General features: G+C 41.4%; 15 protein-coding genes. 2 read left to right on the top strand and 13 right to left on the bottom strand.

The window, feature by feature from the left end; all coding sequences use genetic code 11:
* Window positions 1-109 precede the first annotated feature (109 nt).
* Window positions 110-2,587, bottom strand: a complete 2,478-nt coding sequence (locus HWQ42_RS05010; RefSeq protein WP_292809864.1) for a dynamin-like GTPase family protein — start codon at window positions 2,585-2,587, stop codon at window positions 110-112.
* 194 nt (window positions 2,588-2,781) lie between these two features.
* Here HWQ42_RS05010 and HWQ42_RS05015 point away from each other — a divergent pair, with 194 nt between their 5' ends.
* Window positions 2,782-7,440, top strand: coding sequence for a hypothetical protein (locus HWQ42_RS05015; RefSeq protein WP_292809866.1), 4,659 nt, complete (start codon window positions 2,782-2,784; stop codon window positions 7,438-7,440).
* 221 nt (window positions 7,441-7,661) lie between these two features.
* Here HWQ42_RS05015 and HWQ42_RS05020 read toward each other — a convergent pair whose 3' ends face one another.
* The 4 genes from HWQ42_RS05020 to HWQ42_RS05035 all read right to left on the bottom strand — a co-directional run bounded on the left by HWQ42_RS05020 (window position 7,662) and on the right by HWQ42_RS05035 (window position 13,921).
* Window positions 7,662-8,645, bottom strand: coding sequence for a polysaccharide deacetylase family protein (locus HWQ42_RS05020; protein WP_292809868.1), 984 nt, complete (start codon window positions 8,643-8,645; stop codon window positions 7,662-7,664).
* Between the two features lie 471 nt (window positions 8,646-9,116).
* The gene (locus tag HWQ42_RS05025) at window positions 9,117-10,001 is read right to left on the bottom strand and encodes an aspartoacylase (RefSeq protein WP_292809870.1); all 885 of its coding nucleotides are present in this window, start codon (window positions 9,999-10,001) and stop codon (window positions 9,117-9,119) included.
* Window positions 9,998-11,053 (bottom strand): glutathione S-transferase family protein, encoded by a 1,056-nt coding sequence (locus HWQ42_RS05030; RefSeq protein WP_292809872.1) that lies wholly within the window; start codon window positions 11,051-11,053, stop codon window positions 9,998-10,000. The genes HWQ42_RS05025 and HWQ42_RS05030 overlap by 4 nt, the downstream gene beginning before the upstream one ends.
* 285 nt (window positions 11,054-11,338) lie before the next feature.
* Window positions 11,339-13,921 carry a BsuBI/PstI family type II restriction endonuclease gene (locus HWQ42_RS05035; protein WP_292810025.1) on the bottom strand — a complete coding sequence of 861 codons (2,583 nt, stop codon included), beginning with the start codon at window positions 13,919-13,921 and terminating at the stop codon, window positions 11,339-11,341.
* 118 nt (window positions 13,922-14,039) lie between these two features.
* Between HWQ42_RS05035 and HWQ42_RS05040 the strand changes: the two genes are divergently transcribed.
* Entirely contained in the window at window positions 14,040-15,017 is a 978-nt protein-coding gene (locus tag HWQ42_RS05040) for a D-glycerate dehydrogenase (RefSeq protein WP_292809874.1), read from the top strand.
* Between the two features lie 105 nt (window positions 15,018-15,122).
* On the opposite strand, the gene HWQ42_RS05045 is transcribed toward HWQ42_RS05040, so the two are convergent.
* From HWQ42_RS05045 to kdpB, 8 genes are all read right to left on the bottom strand, one after another.
* Complete coding sequence (locus HWQ42_RS05045) at window positions 15,123-16,907, bottom strand: iron uptake porin (RefSeq protein WP_292809876.1); 1,785 nt, start codon at window positions 16,905-16,907, stop codon at window positions 15,123-15,125.
* Between the two features lie 389 nt (window positions 16,908-17,296).
* The gene (gene pabB, locus HWQ42_RS05050; protein ID WP_292809878.1) at window positions 17,297-19,459 is read right to left on the bottom strand and encodes an aminodeoxychorismate synthase component I; all 2,163 of its coding nucleotides are present in this window, start codon (window positions 19,457-19,459) and stop codon (window positions 17,297-17,299) included.
* 220 nt (window positions 19,460-19,679) lie between these two features.
* Window positions 19,680-21,140, bottom strand: a complete 1,461-nt coding sequence (locus HWQ42_RS05055; RefSeq protein WP_292809880.1) for a hypothetical protein — start codon at window positions 21,138-21,140, stop codon at window positions 19,680-19,682.
* A 123-nt stretch (window positions 21,141-21,263) separates the two neighbouring features.
* Window positions 21,264-21,662: a hypothetical protein gene (locus tag HWQ42_RS05060; RefSeq protein WP_292809881.1), complete on the bottom strand. Its 399-nt coding sequence runs from the start codon at window positions 21,660-21,662 to the stop codon at window positions 21,264-21,266.
* A 129-nt stretch (window positions 21,663-21,791) separates the two neighbouring features.
* Window positions 21,792-22,157 carry a potassium transporter TrkA gene (locus tag HWQ42_RS05065; RefSeq protein ID WP_292809883.1) on the bottom strand — a complete coding sequence of 122 codons (366 nt, stop codon included), beginning with the start codon at window positions 22,155-22,157 and terminating at the stop codon, window positions 21,792-21,794.
* 303 nt (window positions 22,158-22,460) lie between these two features.
* Window positions 22,461-23,099 carry a K(+)-transporting ATPase subunit C gene (gene kdpC / locus HWQ42_RS05070; RefSeq protein ID WP_292809885.1) on the bottom strand — a complete coding sequence of 213 codons (639 nt, stop codon included), beginning with the start codon at window positions 23,097-23,099 and terminating at the stop codon, window positions 22,461-22,463.
* Window positions 23,099-23,368: a potassium-transporting ATPase subunit F gene (locus HWQ42_RS05075; protein WP_292809887.1), complete on the bottom strand. Its 270-nt coding sequence runs from the start codon at window positions 23,366-23,368 to the stop codon at window positions 23,099-23,101. Before HWQ42_RS05075 ends, kdpC begins: the two co-directional genes overlap by 1 nt.
* A gap of 6 nt (window positions 23,369-23,374) precedes the next feature.
* Window positions 23,375-25,516 carry a potassium-transporting ATPase subunit KdpB gene (kdpB, locus tag HWQ42_RS05080; RefSeq protein ID WP_292731447.1) on the bottom strand — a complete coding sequence of 714 codons (2,142 nt, stop codon included), beginning with the start codon at window positions 25,514-25,516 and terminating at the stop codon, window positions 23,375-23,377.
* Between the last annotated feature and the right edge of the window lie 138 nt (window positions 25,517-25,654).

Below are 25,654 nucleotides of genomic sequence, written 5' to 3' on the forward strand. Positions count from 1 at the left end.
GGGTAAAGGAAAATTCCATATCTTTACCCTTTTCCCCACAATGCCAAGAAGTCTACTAACTACAAGCTACAAAAATTCAAAATTATCTGTAGTTTATCTGCGATTCATACTAAACCTCTGCGGTCTTACCAGCTAATTCATCTGAGTTGACAAATCCATTATTAGCAAATTTGCCATTAGTGTCTAATAAATCATTGGTAATAGATATATCTGTATTACCAATTACAGGCAAAAGATGGTCAGATAATTGCATATCTTGTAAACAACTATTGATACTAAAAGCTGCTAAATTATATACTGAAATATTTTCTTCGAGACTATTCAATAATCGGCGATTATTCGCAATTTTTTCTTCAGCTTCTTGCTCTAATGTTTTTTCTAAATAAGCACGCGCCTGGGGGTATTGCTGCAATATCTCATCTGCTTGCTGATTTGCCATTGGGATCAATTGAGTTTTCAATGTTTGATTAATGGTTTGACGAAAAGATTTACGAATAGTTTGGGAAACTTTTGGCTCAAAATCTAATTTCAATAATTGTCTAATTGCTGGTTCTGCTTCCACAATACTTTCAGCGTCGTAACCTTGAGAAGTTTGTGATAAAGTTTGGCGAAATTGATATATAGAAAAAGTGCCTTCATCGTAAAATCTAGGGCTTTCTCGCACAAAGCGATCGCACTCTACACTAGCTGCACTTACTAATGCTTGAGTAACGCTTTTTTCTAAATTTCTAATCTCTTGTTCAATGCCGCCATCATTATCTAATAAACGATACAACTGGCGATAATATTCTGACTTGCGAATCTTATCAATCAATCGCTGGAAATAATTCGCCACTACTTGCTGAGAAGATTCAATCAAAATATCTTCCAATTGATTTGCTAAGTAATAAAATGCCTCTACTAAAATAGCAATCAAAGGTGCAGTAGCATTGCGAGGATGGCTGATAGTTGCACGTCGATAAGCATAACCTACAGAAAAAGTATCTAACAATTCATCTAAACGGCGAATCATTCGTGATTGCAATTGCTTAAAATCTGCTTCAAAAGCATCACAATAATTATTAATTATTTGGTTCACTTCTTCTGTGATATGCTCACTAAATTCTCTACCAATTTGCTGGAGTTGCTGATTTAGACGTTGCAATTCTTGCGCTTTCATACTCTCAATTTCTTGAGGCTGACTATCTAAATTACGTTGGACACTCTGATAATGTTTTTTGAGCTTAATACAAACATCTTCCAAATCATCAGCAAGATTTTTAAATAATTGGGGACGCTTTTCTTCTGTAAGGTAACGAGTAATAGCTGTGCGAAATTCTTCAGTACCACTATCTTGAATTAGCTTTTCTATCAGTTCATTTCCCCAATCTCCCAGAATTCGCACATAATTTTGATTTGGAGTTTCAAAGCCATTAACAGAGACACGGAATTTACTGGAAGATAGCTTTCCTGAATTTACACAGTAGTTGTTAAACGCATAGACAAATTGTGGTGTTTCTTCTTTACCATCTAAACCTTTAATACTTTCTGCAAAAACAGAATCTAAACCAAATCTATCTTGTGGGCTTGTCTGTTTAATTTGACTACCGTAAAATCCTAATAATCCACTGGTTTTATAAACCTTGTTTGAATTACCAAATTGCCCGCTAATTAAATTATCTAATCTTTGCCGTAGTTCTCTATTATACCAAGTTTCATCGATCCGGTTGAAGATATAGAAAACGCGATCGCGTACTCCCCCATTCTCCCGCATTAATTCTAAAAGTTCGGTTTCTTCTTTTGTCATGTCACCCGCCGAAGCGGGTTTTAGCACACACACCACCGCCGAAGTATCAGGATGTTGAATTTTGGCATAAGTTAGTTGGGCATCTTTCTCTACTGGCGCATCTATGCCAGGTGTGTCAATAATTACATTGCCATCTTGTAGCAAAGGATGATTGCAGTAATATTCTATCCGCTTCAATACGGCACTATTACTACCACGACGGGCATATCCAGCCGCTTCCTTAAGGTTAGAAAAGTTAAATTGCTCCATTGAATATGTAGCATTAGTTACCGTATAGATGCGATCGCGGTTTGCCATATATCCCTCTAGCAACAACATTAACGCCTTCGCCTGTTTTGCACGTTCTGATTTACTCTCACCACCCTCCTGTTGAATAATCGCTTCAGAACCTTGACGTAGCAGGTTAATTACCTCAGCTTGGTTAATATTAGTGACTGTCTGAAATCCTAGTTGCTGACACAAAGAAACTGCTTGTTCGCGAATCTCTGCTTCACTTAAAAATGTCAAAACAACACGTTCTTTATCTACTTCTGCATACTCGATTTTGCATTCTGTACCTGTAGCGTGTCCCTCTGCACTGTAGAGTAATTCTCTTTCTAATAGTGCATTAATTAGCATTGATTTCCCGGCACTAAAAGCACCTGCAAATACAATTTCAAACTTCGGAGAAATCGCTTTAATTAAAGAAGTTCGTACAGGTGTAATATCTTGGGAACGTAGCGTTGGTTCTTGTTGTAATAGTTGTAATATAGATTCAACCTGCTCTTTCAAATTTTTGCATTGAAGCGGCATATCTGACATATTCAGCATCCTGACAATATTTATGTATATCTTAGTAATATTTATTATTTTGATGGTTCAGTAAAATTCCTGAGAATTTCATTGTGTTTTAGCTGCTGGATAATCTATACGCCCCTACTTAGAACACGGAACTTTAAGCATAAAACCTTAAAGCCCACTCGCTGACTAACAACAAATAAACACAGGAGAAAATTATGGCTAATTCATCATTCAACCTGCTTAACCTCTCTTCTTTAAATGGCACAAATGGCTTTATAATTAACGGCATTGCAGTAGAGGAAAACTCAGGCATCTCAGTCAGCAATGCGGGAGACATTAACAACGATGGCATTGACGACCTGATTATTGGGGCAAAGAATTACGACCCTAACAGTATCCGCGATCCTGGGCAAAGCTATGTAGTGTTTGGGCAAACCAATGTGGGAAGTGGCGGCACCCTCAACCTCTCTGATTTGAATGGCACTAATGGCTTTATAATTAGTCCCATTGCAGCAGGTGACAACTCAGGCAACTCAGTCAGCAATGCGGGGGACATTAACGGTGATGGTATTGACGACCTGATTATTGGCGCATATAGTGCCTCCCCTAACGGCAACACTGGTGCTGGGCAAAGCTATGTGGTGTTTGGGGGAACGAATCTGGGCAGTGGCGGCAGTCTCAATCTCTCTGATTTGAATGGCAGTAATGGCTTTTTGATTAACGGCATTGCAGAAGGTGACTTTTCAGGCAACTCAGTCAGCAATGCGGGGGACATTAACGGTGATGGCATTGACGACCTGATTATTGGGGCAAAGAATGCCTCCCCTAACGGCAACTCTGTTGCTGGGCAAAGCTATGTGGTGTTTGGGGGAACGAATCTGGGCAGTGGCGGCAGTCTCAACCTCTCTGATTTGAATGGCACTAATGGCTTTTTGATTAACGGCATTGCACTCACTGACAGCTCAGGCAACTCACTCAGCAATGCAGGGGATATTAACAACGATGGCATTGATGACCTGATTATTGGGGCAAACAATGCCTCCCCCAACGGCAAAGATTTTGCTGGGCAAAGCTATGTGGTGTTTGGGGGAACGAATCTGGTCAGTGGCGGCAGTCTCAATCTCTCTGACTTGAATGGCAGTAATGGCTTTTTGATTAACGGCATTGCAGAAGGTGACCGTTTAGGCAACTCAGTCAGCAATGCTGGGGATATTAACGGTGATGGCATTGACGACCTGATTATTGGCGCACCATATGCCGACCCCAACGGCATCATAGATTCTGGGCAAAGCTATGTGGTGTTTGGGGGAACGAATCTGGGCAGTGGCGGCAGTTTCAACCTCTCTTCTTTGGATGGCACTAATGGCTTTTTCATTAACGGTATTGTTGAAAGTCGTGAATCAGGCATCTCAGTCAGCAATGCTGGGGATATCAACAACGATGGCATTGACGACCTAATTATTGGGGCACGAAATGCCTTCCCCAATAGCTATGTGGTGTTTGGGGGGACGAATCTGGGCAGTAGCGGCAGTTTCAACCTCTCTGACCTAAATGGCATTAATGGCTTTTTGATTAACGGCATTGCAGCAGATGACTTTGCAGGCATCTCAGTCAGCAATGCGGGGGACATTAACAACGATGGCATTGACGACTTAATTATTGGGGCACCATCTGCCTTTGGCAACGGCAACTATCGTGCTGGGCAAAGCTATGTGGTGTTTGGAGGGACGAATATTGCCAGTAGCAACATCTCTTTTAACCTGACTGGAACTCCCTATGCAGATACCTTATTTAGCACACCTAGTAACAACATCATTGATGGGTTAATTGGTGATGACACCCTAACAGGTAACGGTGGTCAAGATAAATTTATTATTCGCTTTGGCGATGGCAATGATACCATCACCGATTTTGGTGGCATTGGTAAAGGCACAACCCCAACGTCAGCAGTGATTGCCAATGCTGACACCTTGCAATTTACGGGTAGTGGTTTAACTGCCCAAAATCTGCAATTAATTCAAAATGGTAACAACTTAAAAGTCAGCTTTGAAAATGTACCTAATACCATCACTCTGCAAAACTTTCAGTTAGAAAACTTGGACAATCTCAAAGCTTCTGGCAATATCCTATTTGATGGGCAAACCAACATCGCCGACAGCTTTGATGTCTTCGATGCCAACTCTACTCAAACTACGCTATTCAACAAGAACACAGTGACTTTCCTCAATGAACTCAACAATAACATCACGGGTTTTGACAACTCTGCTGATGTGATTAATGGTCAGGGGGGTGACGACATCATCGACGGCAAGAGTGGCAATGACATGCTCAGAGGTGGTGCAGGTAATGATACCCTTGTTGGTGGTGCAGGCAATGATACCCTTGTCGGTAATGCGGGTGCCAACTCTTTTTTCAACCTCTCTGATTTGAATGGCACAAATGGCTTTATAATTAACGGCATTGCAGAACGTGACAACTCAGGTTTCTCAATCAGCAATGCGGGGGACATTAACAACGATGGCATTGACGACCTGATTATTGGGGCATTTGGTGCCGACCCTAATGGCAACTCTGGTGCTGGGCAAAGCTATGTAGTGTTTGGGGGGACGAATCTGGGCAGTGGCGGCACCCTCAACCTCTCTGATTTGAATGGCACGAATGGCTTTATAATTAACGGCATTGCAGCAGATGACTCTTCAGGCGGCTCAGTCAGCAATGCGGGGGACATCAACAACGATGGCATTGACGACCTGATTATTGGGGCATCAGGTGCCGACCCCAACGGCATTGATAATGCTGGGCAAAGCTATGTAGTTTTTGGGGGAAATAATCTGGGCAGTGGTGGCACCCTCAACCTCTCTGATTTGAATGGCACTAATGGCTTTTTGATTAACGGCATTGCAGCAGATGACTTTTCAGGCGGCTCACTTAGCAATGCGGGGGACATCAACAACGATGGCGTTGACGACCTGATTATTGGGGCAAGTAGTGCCGACCGCAACGGCGAATATAATCCTGGGCAAAGCTATGTAGTGTTTGGGGGAACAAATCTGGGCAGTGGCGGTACCTTCAACCTCTCTGATTTGGATGGCACTAATGGCTTTTTGATTAACGGCATTGCAGAAGGTGACAACTTAGGCAACTCAGTCAGCAATGCGGGGGACATCAACAACGATGGCGTTGACGACCTGATTATTGGGGCAGCAGAAAATAGCTACCCCGAGAGCAGCTCTGGTCCTGGGCAAAGCTATGTAGTGTTTGGGGGGACGAATCTGGGCAGTGGCGGTACCTTCAACCTCTCTGATTTAGATGGCACTAATGGCTTTTTAATTAACGGCTTTTCTGATATTGCCGGATTAGGTTACTCAGTCAGCAATGCAGGAGACATCAACAATGATGGCATTGACGACTTGATTATTGGCGCAGAAGGTGGTGTGGATGAGGCTGCGAAAAGTTATGTGGTGTTCGGGGCAGCGAATCTGGGTAGTGGAGGCACCTTCAACCTCTCTGATTTGGATGGCACTAATGGCTTTTTAATTAAGGCTAATATTCAGTACCCATACTACTTACTCAGCACGGGGGACACCAACAACGATGGCATCGACGACCTGATTATTGGGGCAAAGAATGCCGGCAACTTTGGTGCTGGGCAAAGCTATGTAGTGTTTGGGGGAACGAATCTGGGCAGTAGCGGCACTTTTAACCTGTCTGACCTGAATGGCACTAATGGCTTTATTTACTCTTCAGGCAACTCACTCAGCAATGCGGCGGATATCAACGGTGATGGTATTGATGACGTGATTATTGGGGCATATAGTGCCTCCCCCAACGGCAAAGATTCTGCTGGGCAAAGCTATGTCGTGTTTGGGGGAACGAATATAAACAGTGAAGATGCCTTTAACCCCACGGTAACTCCTGGTAATCTAACCCTGACGGCCAACAGCCGTCAAGATAAATTTGTGTTTCGCCCTGGCGATGGCAATGATACCATTACCGATTTTAGTGGCATTGGTAAAGGCACAAAGCCGACGGCAGCAGCGATCGCCTCTTTGGACACCTTACAATTTATAGGTTCAGGTTTAACTGCCCAAAATCTGCAATTAACTCAAAATGCTAACAACTTAGAAGTTACCTTTGAAAATGTTGCTAATACCAAAGTCACTCTGCAAAACTTCAAATTAGAAAGCCTCGATAATCTGCCTGCTTCTGGAGCAAGACCTGCGATTGGCAATATAGAGTTTGATGGGCAAACCAACATCGCCGACAGCTTTGATGTCTTTGATGACAACTCCACTCAAACTAGCCTGTTTAACAAAAACACAGTCACATTCCTCAATGACCTGAATAATCGCATCACAGGTTTTGAAAACTCCAACGATGTGATTAATGCTCAAGGGGGTAATGACATTATCTATGGCTTGAGTGGCAATGATCTATTACGAGGTGGTGCTGGTAATGATACTCTCGTCGGCGGTGCTGGCAATGATACTCTTGTCGGCGGTGCTGGCGCTGACTATTTCGTTTACAACACCGATGCAGTTTTTGGCGCCACTGCTGTTGGTATAGATGCGATGTCTACGACGGGCTACGCCTACGCTGACTTCAACAGTTCCCAAGGTGATAAGATTGTTTTAGATAAAACTACCTTTAGTGTAATCGCTTCAACTGTTGGAACAGGTTTTAGTAACAAGAGTGATTTTCAAATCACTTCTCATAGGGGAACCAGCACAGCGAAAATTATCTACGACGCTGTGAGTGGACAGTTATTTTACAACCAAAATGGCAGTGCAGCTGGTTTTGGTAGTGGCGGTCTATTTGCAACTCTGACTGGTGCGCCAACTCTGAGTGCATCAGATTTTGTTGTGCAAGTTTAGATGCGATTTTCAGGTAAATATACCATGCGGTAGGGGCACAGCAATACTCATTGCGACTTAGCGTGATACCATTTCACGAAATACTTGATACAAACGATTTGTCTCTAACTCTTTCTCTCTGCACCCTGCTCCCCTGCCTTCTTAATGATAAGTCTTTAACCGGACATGATATAACTCCTGAGTTCTGAATTCTTGTTAATATAATCGCATAAATGATATTTTTACCTCTTTTGAGGCACTAATACAGGCAATTTACGTCCATCGGCTGCAAATTTAGCGTGTTGTCCAACAGTCAAAACATTAAACTGACTCGATATAATTTCTAAACTTTTGTTTACTATTGCCAGCTTTTTGTAGGTGGGAATACTCATACCAGGAAAGAATGAGAGTTCTGGCACATCTTCTTGACTTACAAAGTCTGTAGGATGGAGTAGCAAAGAAGGCTGGACGCGTGTAACTTTACACAGCCACAGGGCAATTCGCAGGTAGAGTAAAGCCACTTCCGAAGAAAATGTACTCAGAAACATTATGTAACTGAAGTGAATTGGCACTTTAAAAATTGGCATGGTAGTAACAGGAATCTCAGTCAGTTTATCCTTATCTAGTTGCCACTTGTAAGGTTTTAGAGGCTGCAAACCCTCTTTAAAACCGCCAAACAGCGCTTCCCGTTTTTTACGTTCTTCCTTGCTCAATTTACAAGTTATTAAATAATATGCTCGTGCTATGGGCCCCAAAAATGTCGGAAAAGTCGAAGCATCATATTCGTATCCCCGTCGTGCTAAGACTTTCAAGACTGCTGGAGAAAAACTGTATCCTGGCCCCCGAAAGCCGATAGGATGTTGATGAGTGACGCGCTTGATATGTTCTTCGGCCAGTGCCACCTCTTCTTCAATCTCATTCTCTGAATACAGATGTAGCCAAGGATCGTGATAAAATGAATGGTTGCCAATTTCGTGACCGGCGCTAGCGATCGCTTGTATTGCCTTAGTATTTTTTTCTAGTGCTGCATCCTGACCGACAATGAATACTGTGATTGTCAAATCCCATTGCTTGAGAATATCTAAGAAACGAGGTACTGCGATATCCAAGTAAGAAGGATAAGTCTCCCAACCCGGAGCGCCCTGATTTTTTAAATAAGACCAAATATTATCCAAGTCTAAAGAAAGACTGGCTATTGGTTTATTTCTTTTTTGCTTAATTTTCATTATGAGTTCAAGTATTTAGACAATTTTAAGCGTAAATTATATTGTTAGATTTGAATTTTATCAGTAAAGTTCCATAGTTAATCTCAGGGCTGAGTTTAGAAGAAACCTCAAGCCAAAATGTTTGCATTTCCTCCTTTTCAAAATAAAGAGTTACTTTAAGAGCAGCATTTCATAAACATTGCCCAGATTAGTGAACCAAATTTATATCTGCTTCTATAAAAAATATTACCAATGAATTAGATAATGGTTTTTCAGCGCTCCTTCGATATCGATTTATCGAACCCTTTGACAACTTTTTACCCTGATATTTAATTACTGTTCATTAATATATTATAACCAAGATACATATAAACTTACACAAGTAATTTTTAGTAATCGCGCTAGATATATGAAGTTATTAATAATTTAGATATTCCATTTTTATCATCACTTCCAGTTAAAAGCAATTATCCAAAAAAGTTTAGCCACATCCTAGATGTTGATTTGCTGCCTCTTAGTCAAACACATGGCAATTCCCTTTTCGTAGTAAGCTGCCTCATTAATAAAAATTGGCCAAACAGTAGATGCACCTTCATAAATAATTGTTTTATCGTCAAAAGTTATAAAGATTGGATCTCCTGGGTTTAAGGCTTGATAATCCTTATCCTGAAGCTCTGGATGAATCATCCCAAAGATTGTACCATCAGATTTTTTTGGGTAGTCTACAACTGACAAGTGGTCATAGAGAATCAAGGTTTCGTTATTTGATGGAATTTTACCCTGGTTAAACTGTTCTAGGTAGTCCAGAAGGGCGCGAACAAGTTCCTCTGTTTGTTGGAACAGCGTTGCTTTTAAAAGTCCTTGGGCAATTGGGCCAACCTCGAACGCAAAGCCTAATTCGCACAGAGAATTTACAAATGGGTTTTCTGCAATTGATTTAAAAGAGCAGCGATAAACCCTAACTAAAGGATTAATCTGGCTCAGATAAGCAGCCAATTTCAAGTTTAAGGGATGACTGTTGTCAAGAATAATTGTCAGACCCATATTAGCTGTACTACTGTGTAAGTCTAAAATGAAATCGGCTTGTTTATCCCCATTTGATGCTAGGGTATTCTGGATTAATTTAGCTTGCAATTCCTCGTAACTTTCTAGAGTCGGATCTTGTAAATCTTGCTTGAGAAAACAGCGATTTAAATCTTTCTCTACATATCGTCTCCCGGCGGCAAAAGCATGAGGATTTGCTAACAGGGTGACTGTCTCAAAACTCGATCTAGTAATTAAATCGGGAAACTGGGCAAATTTTTGGACTAAGTAGGCTCCTGTAAACTCATTGCCATGAGTTCCACCGACAATTGCAACCCGATTAATCTGATTCATGAAGCATTCACCTTGCCGATGCGATCGCGATCGTGTGGTTGATTAAGATAGGACATATCAGGGCCATTGGGAATAATTCCGCCGGGGTTGAGTGGAAATAGGTTCCCATAGTAGTCCCGCTTCACGCTTTCTACGTCACAAGTGTCAGCCACACCTGGAAGCTGATACAAATCACGCAGATAAGCTCCAAGATTTTGATAGTCTCGAATTCGCTGCCGATTGCATTTAAACAGCCCATAGTAGGCACTATCAAACCGAAATAATGTCGTAAATAACCGCACATCTGCAAGTGTCAGATGTTCACCGCAGAGATAGCGATTAGTCTGCAATGCAAGTTCAATCTCATCGAGAGTTGCAAACAGTTCGTTACAGGCTTGATTGTATGCTTCTTGAGTCTGGGCAAAGCCACAGCGATACACACCGTTATTTACTGCGTGATAAATCTTTTCATTCCACCAGTCAATTTTCTCTTTAAGTTCTTCTGGGTAGAGATTTAGCGTCGGATTGTTGGCGAACTCGTCAAACTCAGAGTTCAGCATGACGATAATCTCTGCACTCTCATTATTGACGATCGCTTTTGTTTGGTTATCCCATAGTACTGGAACTGTAGAGCGTCCACTGTAGCCGGGTTCTGCCTTTTGATAAAATTCAGCCAGTGTGCGACAACCTTCTTCTTCTTCCTTGAATATCCAACCGCCTTCAACGGGAGAAGGAGATACTATACAAACTGATATTACCGCTTCGAGTTTTTTGAGCGATCGCACAACCAAAGTTCGATGTGCCCAAGGACAGCCCAGCCCAACATAGAGTTTGTAGCGCCCCGTTGCTGGTGGGTGGGGATTTCCTTCGTCTGTGCCGATGAACTTGCGAAACTGACTATTAGGACGAATATATGCTCCAGACTGATTGCGAGGAGCCAGATTTGACATCATTATCTGCCACATAGTCGTCCAGACAAACTTTCCTACCCAGATAATCAGCTTGGGAGGAAGCGACTTACCTTTCTTCTTGGGGAGCTTTTTCTCGTCATCCATTGGAGTTGAGTTAGTCATGGCGACAATCTTGCTTTGGGAGCGATCGACGTACCTTCAGATTTCTTACTTTAACTCTACTACGCTTTGCATGAACTATTGGATCTATAGCAGTCCTAAATCATTTGTGAAAATTATATATCTCTTTCTTCTTTCTTCCCTTTGCGCCCTTAGCGTACTTTGCGGTTCGTTTTCTTATAATTTTTCACGAATCACATAGGACTGCTATATATGACAATATTGTTGATATCGATATCGCTTTAAAGACAATTTCTAAGCTAGCGACCGCTTATTTTTAAGAATAGTTTATTCTGTTTCATAATCTCTATCCACTTTGTAAGCCTGTAATAAATATTCTCCATTGAAGTGAATGAGATGAGTAGAATCTTCCGCAACCCAAACATCGGTTTCCCAAGCAATTTCAGCCAAATACTCCACCATTGCTTTCCGACTTAAAAAGGTTGTTACCATTACAAGGGGAATTTTTATATCGGCAAAGATAACTTCAAGTTCTTTCTTTCGTTTAGGGTTAATTGGTCCATGAGAAGTTACAGCTTCAATTAAAACTAGCCAATCATTTTTTAGATGATGGATAATCACATCAGGCATTTTACCATGAGAATCGATAGTAACACCTAAATCTCTCAATGCCACTTCATTAAAATGCGCGAATTTTTCATCTGTATCACCAACATAAATCAGTTTTGCTCCAGGTGTAAAATGTTCTGCAAACTCCTTAATAATCTTTTCGATCAGAATATTCTGCCCACCTGGCGATAGAGTTTTTACCTCTCCTTCAATCACTATCGGAATACGTGATAGTTCCCGCTCTTGAGCATATCGTTTTTTCAAAGTTTCAACTGAAGCCAGATAAGTATGAATACTCTTCTTCCATTCAGCAGTTCCATAAGTATGTAAGAGTTCAAGCGTACTTTCTTCAATCTGATATACTGTTTTCGGACTGTTAACGGGGCGTTCAGGTGCATCTGGATTTACAATTATCAAAGCCGCATCTAAGAATTGATGGACTGTTTGGCGGCGAACAGTTTCCCGTGTATTAGGTTTATATGTTTTGCCATAGTGCAGTGCCATAAATTCCATCATTGGCGTAATTCCGATTAGGGGAGATGCAGCAGTTTCCCAAGGATCTGTTGGCTTTAAGTTAAGTAGAGCCAGCAGGGTTAAGGCTGAACGCTCATTAAGTTGTGCCCGTGGAAGTCCAAGTTCAATTAGAATTTGTAGTGCTTCATCAATACGAATTTTAATTATTAAGGGGTTGTTTTCAGACTGATTGCTCATACTCAGTAACTCTTTTTGCAAAAGTTCATCAATTCCTTTCTGTGATGGAAAATGCTCAGTAATATATAGCCCTACAGTCATTAGTTGTGCTATTGTCGGATATTTTAAATTTCGTAAATCGGTTGCATTAACCTGAGTATGTCCATTAAACAACCGAAAAAATGCATCAACGAGGCTAGAGTTAAGATAAGCAGCAAGACCACGTGCTAGGGTAAGATTAAGTCCTCCTCCGTCCTTGTGAAAATAATTCAGGTGATTTTCAAAACCTACCCAAGAACAATTAATTTTGTTAGCATCATATACAACAGCAACAACTCGTTTTTTTTCCTCTTTGGAGGAAAATCGTTTAGTCAAAACATAATGCTCGTTGGGTACTAAAAGAGATATAGTTTGTTCTGCATATAGCAGAGCTTGGTGTTTTTTAGTTACCTTGGGATAATCAATATATCCTGCTGAAAAATTCAAGGGATAAATCAAGGGAACAGTATCTTCTTTTGGTGTTAAACACAGATATTCTTTAGCACGAAAATCTACAACCCGTCCCGTTGATACAGTTAATTCTAGGTCTTTTAATGTGCAGGTAAAATTAGCCATTTTTTCAATGACCTGTTGACTTAGTGTATCGGGGATAATGTGGATAAATTGTTGCGAGTCGTTGGGAAGAACTATCTCTGTATAAGCTAAGGAATTTGAGAGAATAAAATCATCATCAGCATTTGAACTTGTACTGATGATTACATTGTCAAATTTTGGTTTTTGTTTAACAGCATGAATAATAATTGTTTCCTGCAAAACTTCATCATCACTAAAAGCTTCCTGTCTTGATTCAAAAAGATGTATCTGATCTAAAGCCATCATTTCCAAAAACATTCTGCGGAAGTCTCTAAAATATGGCCCATTACAGAAACTACGCGGCGAAATAGCTACAAGCTCTCCTCTTGATTCAAGAAGCTGAACTGTAGCAGCGATAAAACCTGTATATAGATTGCTGGCTTCTAATCCTATAGAACGTAACAAATCACGAACTTTGGAATGAGCATTAATTTTTAAATATGGGGGATTGAGAATAGCGTGGGTAAATCTGCAATTTTCAGGATTATCGAACAAACTAGGGCCAATAAGTCTGACTGCATCCTCAATAAAATCCGTCTCTCGAATCTCATAATTTAAAGAGATCCCAGCTATTTGACATTCTCTATCACATAATTTCAATGTCTGATGCAAATACCCAATCAGAAAAGGATCTATTTCATAGGCAACAATATCTAAATTGGCTGGGCGTTTTTGGCTGTGACAAAGTTTAGCCACAAAAGCTGCAAGCAATGAGCCAACTCCTGCTCCAGCATCAAGTAAAGATATTTGAGGAAGATCGAGTTTGCCAAACATCCCAACCATTAATTCTGCTACTGGAGCAGGAGTCAAAAATTGGCCCAGTTTTCCTTTTTGCTTTTGATCCTGTTTCAAGCTTGCAGCAATCCTCAGAAGGTCTACTTCACCGAGTAAGTTTCTGGCAGAAGATTTCGACAAGCTTTTGAATTCTAACGGCTTGTGATGATTGTCTGTAAACTCTCTACTGCTTGATTGGAACATCACGGCTCATTTTCACAGAACAAAAACCAACTTTATCAGGTTTTGAATTTACGCCATGATATTTTAAGGAGAAACCGATGCAAGAAGCGTCTCTTTTTCCAAAAATTATTTTAAAACTATGCTTCAGGCTAAAGTCTTCGTTACTCGTCGCCTACCCATCGAATTAGAGCAACTGCGATCGCTCGCTACTGTCGAAGTTTGGCCAGAACGCCAACCCCCTCCATACGAAATTTTACTAGAAAAAGTCAAGGAAATAGATGGATTGCTATGTCTGCTGACTGACCAAATCGATCGACAACTCATCGAGTCTGGAAAACTCAAAGTCATCAGTCAAATGGCGGTGGGTTACGATAACATTGACATTGCCGCCGCTACGGCACGACAAATTCCCGTCGGTAATACTCCTGGGGTGTTAACCGATGCTACCGCAGATTTTGCCTGGGCATTACTAATGGCAGCTGCACGGCGCGTAGTGGAGGCAGATCGATTTACTCGTGCAGGTTTGTGGCAGACTTGGGAACCAGATTTGTTGTTGGGGCCAAATGTTACGGGCGCTACCTTGGGGATTGTTGGTTTTGGGCGGATTGGTCAAGTGATCGCTCGTCGTGCCAAAGGGTTTGAAATGCAGATTTTGTATACGAGTAGGCAACGATGCAGCCCAGAATTAGAGCAATCTTTAGGTGTGGAGTTTGCTACGTTAGAACACTTACTACAAGAGTCGGATTTTGTTACACTGCATACACCATCGACTGATGATACTTATCATTTAATTAGCGATCGCCAATTTGAATTGATGAAGCGATCAGCCATTTTGATTAACACGGCGCGGGGAACTATTGTAGATCCAGATTCTCTATATCGCGCCCTTGCCAGTGGTCAAATCGCTGCTGCGGCTGTAGATGTCACCGAACCAGAACCGATTCCCAGCGATAGCCTGTTGTTAACCTTAGAAAATCTAATTATTGCACCGCATATTGGCAGTGCCAGCCGTCAAACACGCTCAAAAATGGCAACAATGGCGATCGCTAACTTAATTGCGGGATTGAGGGGCAATCGCTTGGCTAATTGTGTCAACCCTGAAATTTATAATTCATAATTCACGCCTGATGTGAATTATGAACGCCCTCAATCTAGTAACGCAAGGCGGAAGTCAAAAGGGACGCATAATTTATGCGTCCCTAAAGCAAATGGCTGTAAACCTTTAGAAGGTGAAAGTTGTTCTCAGCGTACCGATAATTGCATCATCGTTATTGCTGTTTTGACCAGGAGAAGTCAACCAGATTACACCAGGAGTGATTGAGATGTTATCTGACAAGCGATACTTGTAAAAGCCTTCAAAGTGATAAGGTATATCATTACCAGTACCAGCAAAAACTCCTCCTCGGTTACGGGCATAAGGTTCTGCACCAGCAAAAATCCCTAAAACGTTACCCTTTTTACCGAAGTCAGGTAAGGCTACCCCAAGACCGTAGCTCCAAGCTTCATAATCATCACCAGCGCCAAAGCCTGTGATATCGTGGTAAGAAATGAAGCCACTAACTGAGAGTTTGTCGCTGGGTTTGAAGGCTGCCGATATCCCATAAGAATTACTGGAAGATCCGTTTAGGGCACTTAGAGTGTTAGCTTGACCGGTACCTACGACGCGGTTAGTACTACCCAAACCACCACCTAGATCGAATAAATTACCGCCTCCAGCACCATGATAACCGTGAACGTAGGTAGCACCTATAGACAAGCGATCGCCAACACTAAAGTTCAACTGTCCAAGAGCTGCATAGTTACCCTCTAACAAACCTTGATTTGCCCCAGGATTATTAGCATTTGATGCCAAGTAGCCTATAGTCAATGAAGGTTTGAAAAAACTGCCACTACTACCAAAGGGTAAAGTCAGTGCCGCACCTGCACCACCACCAATCCGATAAATCGGACTTTCAGAAGCAAAGGTAGACAAAGCACCATTACCGCCATCAAAATCCTCAAAGTAAGGGTTATTAGTAGGCACATAATCGCTATGAATACCTCCAGTGCCCGCAAAGTAAACTTGGGCTGGGCCTATGGGTACGTAATACGCTAGCCAGTCGATAATGACACTGTTGTTACTAGTGCTGCCGATTTGAAATGTTTGCGTACCTTCAGCAGTATCGATCCCAACACCATTATTCCCTACTTGAGTAAACGCTAGTGCATTCCCGGCTGCAAGACGGGTGTGTAAAACGTCTTTACCCGTGAAGCTGGTTTGCAAGTCTAAACGTACCCTATCTTGGAAGACAGTATTGTTAACATCCCCAGTATTATTGCCAAAAATATCAGTAACGGCAAAAATAGCTTCACCCACCAATTTTGTGGTGGTGGAAAACTGATTAGCTTCAAGTTCAGCAGTCCGTGCTTCTACAGAATCTACTCGACCGCGTAGAGTTGCCAGTTCTGCCGAGAATTCCTCTTGCAAACGTTGGAGGGTTGCCAAATCCTGTTTTGTCACCAAGTCAGCAGTTGCTGTGGCAATCAGTTCATTAACCCGATCTAAACAAGCATTCAAACCTGCGGCAAACTCATAACGAGTCAGTGCCCGATTGCCACGGTAAGTGCTATTGGGGTATCCTGCAATACAACCGTAGCGCTCAACCAAGGATTGCAAAGCTTGGAATGCCCAATCTGTAGGTTGTACATCAGAAAATTGAGAAACTGATGTGACTTGAGACAGTGAATTCTGATTTTTGCCTTCGTTGCTGTAGCGATTAACCTCTTCTAAAACCTTATTTTCATCAGTCTTTTGAGCAACCAATTGCTGATTAAATTTTGGTTGCTCTGTTTGAATGAATATTGAAGCATTAGCAGCTATTGGTGCTTCTGTCTGAGCAGCTTTTAGCTTTGCATCTTCAGAAGAACTTGCTACTTCAGCAGCAGCCATAGCCTTAGCGGAAACCAACACCGTCACTCCCAAAACTACTGGACTTAGTACCAGAGTTTTCCACAATAGATGAGACATTTTTATTTTCCTTTCCCAAAAAATAACCAAAATCAGTTGGTTCAAGAAAAAGAGAACAAGTGATTATTCTACTTGTTGGGAATCTTATCAGATTGCTGTTACCTAAGCTATATATCTAAAAAAATTTTTACAGATTAAGGAATTGTCAAGTTTTGTAGATATTTTATTTGCCAAAGGTTGAGTTTATAATAAAGAAATTTCGCTCATTTTTGTGCTATTTACGGACTTTAGCTTCTTGTTTTTAACCGTGATTTGCGTTAGTTGCTTTTTATCTTTAAATTTATTCCTGTTATTCCTGAATAAAGGAAGTGTATTTATCGTAAATTTCCTTAAGTTGAAATCTGCTGTATTGATGATTAATTATTTTGGGACTTTGTTAAGCCCGTGATTTAAGCAGATAATTTTTCATAACTATCAGAAGTTGTTGCTTCTAATCCCAGAATGGGATACACATCTGGTTCAGATGTTCCGTGCATCGTCAAAAGCAGAGCGTCGATTAAGGCTTTGGCTTTAAGCAGCGTTTCCTGAAATTCCATCTCCGGCTCAGAAAGGGCTATAATTCCGCCACCGATACCAATGGAGGTTTGATTGGGAGTCAAAACAGCAGTCCGAATTACAATATTCAAATCGGCTGAACCATTCAAGCCTAAAAAACCGATCGCACCTGAATACACTCCCCGCGCCTCTTGTTCCAAGCGATCGATAATTTGCATGGTGCGGATTTTCGGCGCACCAGTCATCGATCCTCCGGGAAATGCAGCCCGCACGCAATCCACCGCTTGTAAATCTGAACGTAAGCGCCCGCGTACTGTTGTCACCAACTGATGTACTGTTGAGTATGTTTCCACATCCATTAATTTTGGTACGTGGATACTACCAATTTCACAGACTCGCCCCAAATCATTGCGTAACAGATCGACAATCATGAGATTTTCAGCCCGGTCTTTTTCGCTGTTGCGTAGCTTCTCACGGAGGACGAAATCGGCTTCGGGGGTTTCTCCTCGTGGTAGGGTTCCCTTTATAGGCTTAGTTTCTACCCAACCTTGGCGATCAATCCGTAGAAATCTTTCTGGAGATGAGCAGGCGATCGCAATTTCACCAAAGCGCAAAAATGCAGAATAAGGAGCCGGATTGATTTTACGTAATGTGCGATAGAACGTCAATGGATCGGGGGTTGCATCGGTGTAAAGCTGATTTGTCAGGCAAACTTGATAGGTTTCTCCTTCGTGAATTTCGTCTAAGCATTGCTGAATATCTTGAATGTAATTTTGGTAAGTACGACTCAAACGGAACTTAACAGGCTGACAATTTTCTTGGGGAACAAGAGAAAAAAGAGGATCTAGATTTTCGAGTTGTTGTTGGATAGTGTCAAACCAAGTTTCCACCTGTTCTGTTTGTCCTTTTTTGATTAATTGCAGCAAATAAAGACACTTTTCTTGATGATCGATCGCAATCATGCGATCGGCAAGTAAGAAAATTGCATCAGGTAATGGTGAAGAATGCACCAATGACGAGCCACATTCCGTCTTGAGTTCATAGCCAAAATAGCCAACAAATCCACAGTTAAAATCAAAAGGTAACTCATCAGATTGACAAAATCGGCAGTCTATTTCCCGCTTCAAATACTCAAAAATACTTTCGGTGCGATGAATCACGGTATCTGACTGCGTGATGATGATTTCTTGGTTTTGGGTATGATATCGTACCAATAGACTGTTTACTCCGCTGTCATCACCCATAAACGAGAAGCGAGATAAACCGGGTTCCACACGGCTACTATCTAACCAAAAAGCATTTGGTGCTTGCTGAAACAAATGGACGAATATTTGTTCTGTGTTCGGGCAAATATCCAATTTACGGCTATGAAGTTCAAACTTCTCTCCCTGTTTTTGACAAGGTTCATTGATAGCAGGAGCAATAAATCCATATCCGATCCAATGCTGCTTTTTTCGATTTATTGACGATTTTTCTGTAAATTGCAGCGTCATATCTCGAAAATTTGTTAGTAATTTTTGCCCATATTCTGTACAGATAGACTCTGGATGAAACTGCACGCCCCAAAAAGGTAGATGGCGATGACGCAATCCCATCACCAGTCCTTCTTCAGTCCAAGCAGTTTTTTCCAGACATTCAGGTAGTTCATTAGCAACTAACAACGAGTGATAGCGCACCACAGAAAAATTACTAGGAATACCTTGAAATAATTCCGAATTATTATGATAAATTTTACTGAGTCTACCGTGTCGAACTTCCGGTGCATGAATCACTCTTGCACCATGTAGATAGCCAAGTCCTTGATGCCCCAGACAAACTCCCAGCAAGGGCACATCCACATTCTCAATTATCTGTCGGCAGACTCCAAAATCTTCTGATCTTTCTGGACGACCGGGACCAGGTGAAATTACAATGTTGTCAAATGCAATTTCTTTCAATTCATCCCAATTAAGCCGATCGTTATAAATTACTAGAGGTAGTTCCCCATTTACCTCGGCAATCATCTGGTAAAGATTAAATGTATAAGAGTCATAGTTATCAATAATTAGCGTTTGCATACATAGTCAATTAGCTAGCACATAGAAGGTTTTTGCATCTAGAATAGCACCTAGATCATAACAATTCTATGTGAGGCTGTGCTTTATTCATCTAGAGGCAATTCATGAATTGCCCCTAAATGTTGTAATTTGGCTTAAGTTCTATAGGCGCATCTTCAAAAATAAAGGGTTTGAGAACATTTTCCCGGATGAATGATAGCTTGTTTGCCAAAGGTCGCATTTATACGAGAATGTCGCTCGATTTTGTGCCATTTCTAGACTTTACTTTCTTGTTTTTTATCCTAATTTGTGGTAAGTCTTTTTTGTCTTTGTAAAAGTAACAGATTTCCACTAGAGTTGGCCATATTTCTAGAGAACCGTGAAATTGGCTAATGACATCATCGATAATTATGGAAACATTTTGCTGAAAAAAGTCTGGTTCAAATCCATAAAATACTCTCGATAAATTCTCAGCAAATAATTGAATAGACAGTTTACGTTCTTCATTCTGGGCAGATATTGAGGCTTTGATTACTTGTCTATGGATAGCAGCGATTTTTTCCAGGATTTCCTCAGAGTTTTGTAAAGTGACTTCGCCAGAATAATCAAATTTAATTCCCAAATCATCCAGATGATAAACACTACTTTTAATCTTCTTTTTCAGCAAGCTACATATTTCTTCATTAAATAGTTCGCTAGCTAAAGGATTACGCATATAGTTATTTCTAATATGGTTTTGGACAGCATCAACGTGTGCAGCCACAATCCCTTCTTGCTGTATCCAAATTCTATAAATATAATCTTCAAACCTGAGTCGAGTGGGAAAAAATGGTGGTAAAGCTAGCTGATTATCATATCCAGCGACTCCACAATCCATTCTCCAGTTTTTGTTAGTAATAACGGGTCGAAAATTGGTAAGAATATAAAAATCATTCAGGTCATTTGGACTAATTTGATTTTCATCATTGAGATACATGTGAATAAAATCAAGTGTATCGATATCATTAGTTCCTGTGCGAAAAGTTTGGGCAATCTTAACGATCGCATTATTTAATACTCTCCCCTGTTGTAATAAAAGGCTATTTTCTCGAAAGTAACCTTTAGTTGTATTGGTTTCTAAATCCATTGCTGTATCAAGGACTAATTCTCCAGCCTCGAAGTTTTCTGGTACATGACTGGCTTTTTGACCTAGAACATCACCAAAAGCTGTGAGTAAGTCAAAAGATTTATGGACGTAGCCACCTTGTTGGTTAGATTTAATTAATTTTCCTCGACAGATTTCATCACCTGATAAAGATTCTGGACTAGTTTCAATTAATGCATCTGGGCGCATATCGTCATCTGCACTAACCATTAAATGTCCAAGGGTATACATCAGCGTGAAGTTGCGATTTCCGCCATAACTAGGTCGGAATAAGTTTTTGACTAGTGATTCTAGCTTGCGATCGCGCAGTCTTTCATTTAAAAATGTAATAAACTGCTCTTTCTGTTGTGGCCCAACATAAAACACATCATTGACTGTCTTAGTCTGCTCTAAAAGCGGATAATATTTCTCATGGTTGGCAATGGTAGAATCATCGAAGACGATAATTTTTAAAGCATGACCATTTGCCCAGAAATTCTCATCATACTTTTCGATGGTCTGTGCTACATCTCTCAGTCGATGAGTCGGAATAACAAATACTGTTTCTTTTTGTTTCATAAAACTTGTTTGGGTTTTTCAAATGAAGTTTTCAAGCTTCAAACTTTGTTTAAAGGTTCTCAGGTTAACACGGCATCGCTCTGATTACAGCTACATGAGAATTATATATAGTGAGAAACTCACCTATTTCGGGCTGTAATCAGAACAATTGAGTGCTTGTTTTGTGAGAGCAGTAGTAGGATGTACTGCACACTTTAGGAAATAGTTATTGTTAAAAAATTGGCATTTTTTACAGGTATGTTGCTCTAAATGTTTGATGCTTACTATTTCGTCTTTATCTTGTGCCGCATTTTCTGGGGGATCTTCTAGTGCCTTGCAGACAGATGAAACGAGAAAAACAACAATTGCCCAAACTAACATGAAGGAAATGTGAGCCAAAAACACTGCTAAAAAGGGAATGTCTCCGTCATGTGGTTTGCTGTTACTATGTGTTGTCTTTGCCAGATTAGCTTCAATCAGGGTGGACTGATGAACACTTTTTTGGGCGGATACATAAAGTCGGAAAAGCTCCGAAGTATGCATATTAATAACCTTTAGTTAGTCGAACTCAGATTTAGTAAAGTTAAGGAGGCAGGAGACAAAAATATATCTTCTTACTCTTGTCGCAAACTCGAACTGCCTTCTGCCTTTATTCGGGAAATGTTCATCTGTTTAATAATATGTGGAATTGAAAGTACTTAATAAATCTGAGTAATCTGAATTAACAGATTGACTGTCTGTTAGTCGAGCTTCCAATAAGCAACTATTCAGGGAATAATAAACAGAATGGATTTTTTTAAGAGTAACTTTGAGAGCGGGAACCATCATGGGATGGGTTGCTATTGCTAAAATGTAATCTCCGGCGAAAATACTAGGATTATCTGTTGCTAAAATGACTTTAGTCTCTCTTAAAACTCCTAGAAAAACGCATTGATTCGGCAACTTAATATCACTTAAATTAATGCCACAGTAAACGCTATTATCTTCGATAAAAACACCAAACAGGCTTGGTTCTAAAGTTTTTTTATTTTTCAACACAAAATGTTTTTTAACTCTAATAGTATTGTCCAATACTTTACGAGGAAAATCTGCTGTTGCAGAGATATATTTTGAAGATATATAAAATGTATTCAGGAAATCAAGGATGTGTTTATTAATTAGCTAGACAGGTATATGTTTAGAGATATAGGTTTTATATATACCTACTTAAAAGCAGATTCTCGACTTATTAAATTAAGCCGAGAATCAAACATTTGGATTTTAAGTAATCATTAAGGATTACTATAGATAACTATTCCGAATAGGAGGCATAGCAAGAATCAGCAGCACTCTCCCAAGGCTTTATCCCTTAATCTTATCCAGAGCTAAATTCAGCTTTAACACATTAACTCCAGGCTCGCCAAAGATGCCAAGAAAGCGCCCATCGGTGTTTTGAGAAATTAAAGTTTCGAGTTGGTTCGGTTGAACTCCTCGCGTCTTGGCTACTCGTGCAACTTGCGCGATCGCAGCTTCCGGGGTAATATGCGGGTCAAGGCTAGAACCAGAGGTATAAACTAAATCGCCAGTCGGCTGTACACCTGCTTTTTTCAGACGATTGAAGTCACCTTCAACTTTTTTGCTGGGGTCTGGGTCATCTTTACCTTTAATGCGTTCCATTAATGCAGGATTACTGGGAGCCAAGTTACTTGCGCCAGAAACCCCAGTTTGCAAAACTCCCGCATCATCTTTTTTAGGATCGGCTGTGCTGTAGCTCGTGGTACTGGGACGGCTGTTAAAATAGCGATCGCTACTAAAAGGTTGACCAATCAAAGCAGAACCGACAACTTGACCTGTGCTATTTTTCAGGAGACTACCGTTTGCTTGAAACGGAAACACAATCTGCCCAATGGCAATCATCGCAAAAGGATAAATAATTGCTCCAATTACCCAGAGTACTAAGGTAGACCGAACAGCTCTACCGGCTTCGCGTGCAAAACTCATTAGAATTTCTCCGGTACAAACATTACAAAAAATAAATAGATGGAAAGCCCTAGTGTCACCAGTCCTAACAGTCCCAATCCCCAAGATTGGCTGCGAGAAAGTTGTTCGCCATTAGCTGCATAGACCATAGGTGCAACCACTAGGTTGAAACACATCGCCAAAAATAAATACAGTGGCAGCTTTTGTCTACGCCATTGACACCAGATTTCAGTTATTTCTTCTAATACTTGGGATGCAAGAATAGTGCGTCGGATCTGAATAGGTTTCATAGTAAATTAAGACAAAGGTAGGATAATATCTATCAGTTTGATGGCAATGAACGGAGCAACGATACCGCCAAGACCAAAGATGAAGATGTTGCGACGTAGCAGTTGATCTGCTGTTAAAGGTAAGAATTTCACCCCTTTGAGTGCCAGCGGAATTAGTGCCGGAATAATCAAGGCGTTGTAAATTAGCGCCGAGACGATCGCAGATTGGGCACTCTTTAATCCCATAATATTAAGTGCGCCGATTCCAGCAGCGGCAAAGATTGTGGGAATGATCGCAAAATACTTGGCAATATCGTTAGCGATGGAGAATGTTGTCAAGGCTCCACGAGTAATTAGCAACTGTTTACCGATGGTTACTAAGTCAATTAGCTTCGTGGGATCTGAGTCTAAGTCCACCATGTTAGCAGCTTCTTTGGCAGCTTGCGTCCCAGAATTCATCGCCACACCCACATTTGCTTGAGCCAAAGCAGGCGCATCGTTCGTACCATCCCCGGTCATTGCCACCAGTTTACCCTGAGATTGTTCCGAGCGAATCACTTCAATTTTGTCTTCTGGAGTCGCTTCCGCAATGAAATCATCCACCCCAGCTTCTTGGGCAATCACCGAAGCGGTAATCCGATTGTCACCTGTGAGCATAATAGTGCGAACACCCATGCGGCGGAGTTGGTCAAACCGTTCCCGCAGACCAGGTTTGACAATATCTTTCAGGTAGATGACACCATAAATTTTCTCATCTTGGCAAACAGCTAAGGGTGTACCGCCTAACCGGGAAACTCGCTCATAAGCTGCATCTATATCATCAGGAACATTACCGCCACGAGAACGGACAAATCCCTTAATGGCATCTACTGCACCTTTGCGAATTTGTTTACCATCGGGTAAATTCGTGCCACTCATGCGGGTTTTGGCGGAAAATTCTACACCTTCGGCTTTATCAATGTTAAAGTCTACCCCAGCCTGGGACTTTTCTGCTAAAATCACAATCGATTTACCCTCTGGCGTTTCGTCAAACAAGCTCGCAGCTAATGAGACTCGCGCCACGTCTATGATTGAGTGGTTATCCAGGGGAATAAACTCGTCAGCCATCCGATTTCCCAAGGTGATCGTGCCTGTCTTATCCAGCACCAAGGTGTTGATGTCACCGCAAGCTTCTACCGCTCGACCAGAGGTAGCAATAACGTTAAATTGGGCAACTCTATCCATGCCAGCGATACCGATCGCACTGAGTAAACCACCGATAGTTGTGGGAATTAAAGCTACTAATAGCGAGATAAGAATAGCAACGCTAGCACCCGCCCGCAAACTGTTTCCTGCTTCAACTCCAAAGGCTGTGCTGATAAAGCTGGCGATGTAACCGACAAATGGGGGCATTGTCGCCACCACAATTAAGAACACCTGCGTTAACACAGCCAACAATACCGTCAAAGCAATCTCATTGGGAGTCTTGCTGCGTTCTGCTCCTTCTACTAGGGCAATCATGCGATCAATAAAGCCTTGACCAGGATCGGCACTAATGCGAATTGTCAACTCATCGGAAAGTAGGCGTGTACCCCCTGTCACTGAACTGGCTATATCTGTACCTGGTTGCTTCAGTACCGGGGCAGATTCCCCAGTGATTGCCGACTCATCCACTGAACCAATGCCTTTAATGACATCCCCATCGGCGGGAATCATATTATTAGCACTGACTTTTACCAAATCGCCCCGTCGCAGTTCCGTAGAATTGACTTGTTGTATCGAACCATCGGGGAGGATTTTATTAGCGATCGTATCCGATCGCGTCGATCGCAGTGAATCAGCTTGTGCTTTCCCGCGTCCTTCAGCTACGGCTTCGGCAAAATTGGCAAAAACGAGGGTGAAAAAAAGAATAAAGGTAATCAACCCGTTTAAGACGCGTTGTTGGTTAACATCTGCTTGGATTGTGCCAAACAAATTTGGGTTAAGGGTAACAAGCAAGGTGACAATTGTCCCTACCCAAACAACAAACATCACTGGGTTTCTGACAGTAATTCGCGGATCGAGCTTAATAAATGACTCACGAATTGCTCTCTGGTAAAGTCCCCCCATATCTGTTTTGGGGGTGTGTTTGCGCGAGTCACGAGTTCCAGATGGAATACGGGAGGAGGGAGAATCAGTAGTAATTGGCATACATTAAATTTTGAGCATGAGTCATTGAGGTCGATGAACGGAGTTCCGAGATCGATAAACAGAGTGCCGAAATCGATAAACGGAGTGCCAAAATCGATAAACGGAGTGCCGAAATCGATAAACGGAGTGCCGAGATCG

The organism is Nostoc sp. JL23 (genome assembly GCF_017115065.1).
Classification (GTDB): domain Bacteria; phylum Cyanobacteriota; class Cyanobacteriia; order Cyanobacteriales; family Nostocaceae; genus Nostoc; species Nostoc punctiforme_A.